Below are 4364 nucleotides of genomic sequence, written 5' to 3'. Positions count from 1 at the left end.
CGCCGGGATCGCGCCCGGCTCACAGGCCGAAGATCAATTCCGGCAGCCGCGCCATGTCCTCGAAGACGATCGTGTCCGGTCCGGCCAGGCGCTCCGGTCGGGTGAGCCCGCCGGCGTATCCCAGGGACCGCATCCCCGCCGCCCGCGCGGCGTTCACCCCGTGATGGCTGTCCTCCACCACCACGCAGGAGGCCGGTTCCGCCCCCATGCGGCGGGCGGCGTGCAGGAACAGGTCGGGGGCGGGCTTGCCCCGCGCCACCTCCGTGGTGCTGAAGATCCGCCCCTCGAAGCGCGGGTACAGGCCGGTGGTGCCGAGCGTGAGGCGCATCTTGGCGTGGTCGCCGCTGGAGGCGATGCAGGTGCGCAGCTCCCCGCGCTCCTCCCGGTCGGCCAGGGCCGCCAGGGCGGAGCGGATGCCGGGTACGGGGGTCAGCTCGGTGGGGATCGCGGCGCGCAGTCGCTCCTGGTACCGCTGATCCCACTCGGTGGCCCCGGCCTCACCGAGGCGTTCGGCGATCTGCGCCCGCACCGCGGCCCCGGAACGCCCCAGGAAGCGGTCGAGAATCTCCTCCTCGTCCATCGTCCAGCCCATCTCGGCGCCGAGTTCCACGTTGATGCGCAGGGCGATCCGCTCGCTGTCCACGAGCACGCCGTCGCAGTCGAAGATGACCAGTTCCACCGGTGATGCCACCCGATCAGGCTAGCCGCCGGGGTCGGCGGCCCCGAACCGGTCCGGGGCCGCCGCCGTGGTCAGGGCGCCGGTGTGCCGATCCCGGTCGTCGTGGAGGTGCAACCACCGCTGCCGGTGCCGCCGCGGGATTCCCGGCGCCGGTGGTCGGCGGGGTCCTCATCGGACTCCTTCCCCCGTCGTGCTTCGGCTCCGTCGGGGGAGTGGGTGCGCGAATGGTGTATCTCCCGTGGGGGCGGTGTGTTTCCTTCTTCACCGCAAGGAGGATGGGCGGGCTGGTTACTTGGTCGTAACTTGGCATGTACTCGGCAGTAATGATGGTCCGGACCGCATCGCCGTGGTGTCACCCCCCAAGTGATCCACTCCCGTGATCCGTGAGGAGAGCCACTCGATGCTGTCCCCGAACCGATGGGCGCGCCTGTGCGCAGGACTGGTGTTCGCGCTGGCCGTCGCCCTCCTCCCGACCGGGGCCGCACACGCGGCCGCCCCTCCGAGCAGTGGCTGGAACGACTGGTCCTGCAAGCCCTCCGAGCGCAACCCCCGCCCCGTGGTGCTGGTGCACGGCACCCTCGCCAACAAGCACGTCAACTGGCTGGGGTTGGCCCCCTACCTGAAGAATCGTGACTTCTGCGTCTTCTCCCCGGACCACGGAGTCCTCCCCGGCGTCCCCCTCTTCCACGGCCTCGGTCCCATCGAGGAGTCCGCCGGTGACCTGGCGGTCTTCGTGGATCGGGTGCTGGAGGCCACCGGCGCCCGGGAGGTCGATCCGGTCGGTCACTCCCAGGGCGGCCTGATGCCCCGTTACTACCTCAAACACCACCCCGGGGCGGCCGGCAAGGTCAACGAACTGATCGCCATCGCCCCCAGCACCAACGGCACGACCCTGCTGGGCCTCACCCGACTGCTGGACATCTTCCCCGGTCTGGACAAGGCGCTGTTCCTCGCCACCCCGGCGCTCGGTCAACAGGTCGTCGGATCCGATTTCCTCACCGCGCTCAACTCGGACGGCTACACCGTCCCCGGTGTCTCCTACACCGTCATAGCCACCCGGTACGACCAGATCGTGACGCCGTGGCGCAGCCAGTTCATCGACGAACCGGGGGTGCGCAACGTCCTCGTGCAGGACCTGTGCGCGCTCAACCTCTCCGAGCACGCCGGGGTCGGATTGACCGACCGCGTGGTCTTCCACGAGGTGGCCAACATCCTCGATCCCTCGCGGTCGAGACCCACCACCTGCCTGTCCGTCATCGGCTGACGGTCGATCCGGCCCGGGCCATCGGCCCCGCCGCCCGGCGGGGCCCCCGACAGCCGGTCGACCCGGTCCCGCGGCCGGGTCGACCGGCCCCGGCTCAGCCGTAGAGACGCTCGGCGTAGGAGGGACCGTAGTACTCCTCCAACTCCTCCAGGGAGTCCTCGGGCCGGTCCAGCGCCTTGGCGATCCGGGCGCGCGAGGGCACGGCCCCCGGTTCCCAGCTGCCCGGATCCCAGGCCCGCGAACGGAGGAACGCCTTGGAACAGTGGTGGTAGACCTCCTCGACCTCCACCAGCACCGCCAGGCGGGGGCGGTGTCCGCGCACCGTCATCCGGTCCATGAAGGGGGCCTCCCGGACGATCCGGGCCCGACCGTTGACGCGCAGGGTGTCGCCCCGTCCCGGGATCAGGAAGATCAACCCCACCCGGGGATTGGTCAGGATGTTGAGCAGGCTGTCCACCCGCTTGTTGCCCGGGCGGTCGGGCAGGGCGAGGGTCCGGTCGTCCAGTACCAGGACGCACCGTCCGGGATCCCCGCGCGGTGAGACGTCGCAGTTGCCCTCGTCGTCGGCGGTGGCCAGGAGGCAGAGCGGGGCGTGCTGCAACCACGCCCGGTCCAACGCGTGCAGCGAGGTCCGGACCTTGTTCCTGGCGTGCGGGAGGGGTTCGCCGACCACCTCCCGCAACTCCTCCACGGATTCGACCGTGACCGCGCCGGTGAGCTGCTCGACGCCGGTGTTCCCCGTGCTCCCGGTGTTCCCCGTGCTGCCCACGCGTGCTCCGTCCCTGTTGACCGACGGCCCGCTCGCCGGGCCGCACACGACCGTGCCCCCGACCCTACGCCCGCCCGTCCGGGCGAGGGGTCGGGGGCCGCGGGGTCCGCTCCGCTTCGGCCGGATTCCGCCTGTTCCGGCCGAAGCGGGCGGCGGTGCCCTCGACTCCCCACAGGGGTGGGGGCGGGAGCCGACGGCACCGATCCGGAGGGACGTCTCAGGCGCTGTTGCGCCCCGACATCCGGCGGCGGGCGGTCACGAGCAGCACGCCCGCGCCCAGGGCCAGAGCCGCGGCACCGCCGACGGCGACGGCCATGGTGCCCGGGTCGCTGCCGGTCGTGGCCAGCCTGACCTCGTCGCCGCCTCCGTGGGGGGTTGGGGCGTTCGGCTGCCCGCCGTCCGCGCCCCTCGCACCCTCTTCGGCGTCCGCTCCGGAGTCACCGGCGACGTCCTCCGGGGCCTGCGCGGAGTCCTCGGGCGCGTCCGTCGCCTCGTTCGGGTCGTACTTGTCCAACTCCTTGCCCGCCCGCTCGGCGGCGGCCAGGGCGTCGTAGTCCTCCTCGGGGCCGTGGTGGTGCTCGTGGTCGGGGTGGTCCCCCACGGTGGTGGGGTCCACGCCCTCGGTCACATCCACCGGCTCGGCGGGTCGCTCCACGACGGGGGCACCGGTGGTGTCGGCGCCGAAGACCACGTCCGAACAGGTGTAGAAGGCCTCGGGGCTGTCGGTGCGCTGCCAGATGCTGTAGATCAGGTGGCGCCCCTCGCGCCGCGGGATCGTGGCGTCGAAGACGTAATCGCCGTTGACCAGTGGGGGAGCGGACACCTCGCCGAACAACTCCAGGTCCGACCAGCGCAGCGGTTGGGTCGGATCCCAGCCGGGGGTGGTGATGTACAGCTCGAAACCGCCCGGGTGGGGCGCGGTCGCGGTGTACCGGAAGGTGTGGTTGCCGCTGTTCATCGCGGTGGCGGGCCAGTCGACACGGGCCTGGTCCAGCCCGGCGTACTTGTCGCGCCCGGCGCCGCACAGCCGGCCGTCCGGGATCAGCGAGCGGTGCGCCCCGGCGGCGTTGGGGATGTTGACCTCGTTCCAGTCGTAGAGGGGCTGGGTGCCGCCGATGGCGACGGCGTCCCGGCAGGCGTCCGAGCGGGGGGCCTCCGGCCCCTCCTCGCGGCAGAGCTTGACCCGGCTGATCGGATCGTCCATGGAACCGTGGGCGGCGGCGGGAGCGGCTGTCAGCAGACTCAGGGCGAGCGGCGCGACGGCGAGAGCGCCGACGGCGGCTGCTGAACGTCGGGGGGACATGCGGGCGTTCTCCTCGGCTGTGGGGGGCATCGTGGGGGCGGTGGTCCCCACCGGCGCGACTCGGTGGGGATCGACCGAATGGACCGGCCCCGATGCGCGAACATCCGGGTCCGGATCCGCCAACTCCGCCTGGCGACACTCACGTTAGCCCTGTTGACCTGCGTCTACCGCCCCAAGGAGGTCCTTTATGGCGGCGTTAAGGAGAGCCTGAAAGACGGTTAAGTCCACCGTCCGGTGTGTCTGTTTCATCCTTTCCCGTGCCCGGCCCGGTGTCCGGTTCGGCGAGAAATTCCGGAGGCGGTCCCGACGGGGGTTCCGAGGCGGCCCGAGGTGGGGGTGGCCCCCGCAG

4 protein-coding genes are annotated in these 4364 nt (G+C 71.8%); 1 reads left to right on the top strand and 3 read right to left on the bottom strand.

Annotated features, from left to right (window positions below; translation table 11 throughout):
* Positions 1 to 19: 19 nt before the first annotated feature.
* A complete protein-coding gene (locus FNQ90_RS14045) occupies positions 20 to 691 on the bottom strand; it encodes an HAD family hydrolase (RefSeq protein WP_182606694.1) in 672 nt (223 codons plus the stop codon).
* A 388-nt stretch (positions 692 to 1079) separates the two neighbouring features.
* Here FNQ90_RS14045 and FNQ90_RS14040 point away from each other — a divergent pair, with 388 nt between their 5' ends.
* On the top strand, positions 1080 to 1943 hold the full coding sequence (locus tag FNQ90_RS14040) for an esterase/lipase family protein (RefSeq protein WP_182606693.1): 864 nt from the start codon (positions 1080 to 1082) through the stop codon (positions 1941 to 1943).
* 94 nt (positions 1944 to 2037) lie between these two features.
* Here the strand turns inward: FNQ90_RS14040 and FNQ90_RS14035 are convergent, their stop codons facing one another.
* A complete protein-coding gene (locus tag FNQ90_RS14035) occupies positions 2038 to 2634 on the bottom strand; it encodes a pyridoxamine 5'-phosphate oxidase family protein (protein WP_323379957.1) in 597 nt (198 codons plus the stop codon).
* 295 nt (positions 2635 to 2929) lie between these two features.
* Positions 2930 to 4015: a lytic polysaccharide monooxygenase gene (locus tag FNQ90_RS14030; protein WP_182606692.1), complete on the bottom strand. Its 1086-nt coding sequence runs from the start codon at positions 4013 to 4015 to the stop codon at positions 2930 to 2932.
* Positions 4016 to 4364 lie beyond the last annotated feature (349 nt).

It is taken from the genome of Streptomyces alkaliphilus (assembly GCF_014141535.1).
Classification (GTDB): Bacteria; Actinomycetota; Actinomycetes; order Streptomycetales; family Streptomycetaceae; genus Streptomyces; species Streptomyces alkaliphilus.
This window is presented reverse-complemented; position numbering and strand designations above follow the sequence as displayed.

What these genes read in the sequence shown, in the direction of transcription:
- FNQ90_RS14030 (WP_182606692.1), bottom strand. Translation starts at nt 4,015, where the DNA reads ATGTCCCCCCGACGTTCAGCAGCCGCCGTCGGCGCTCTCGCCGTCGCG.
- FNQ90_RS14040 (WP_182606693.1), top strand. Translation starts at nt 1,080, where the DNA reads ATGCTGTCCCCGAACCGATGGGCGCGCCTGTGCGCAGGACTGGTGTTC.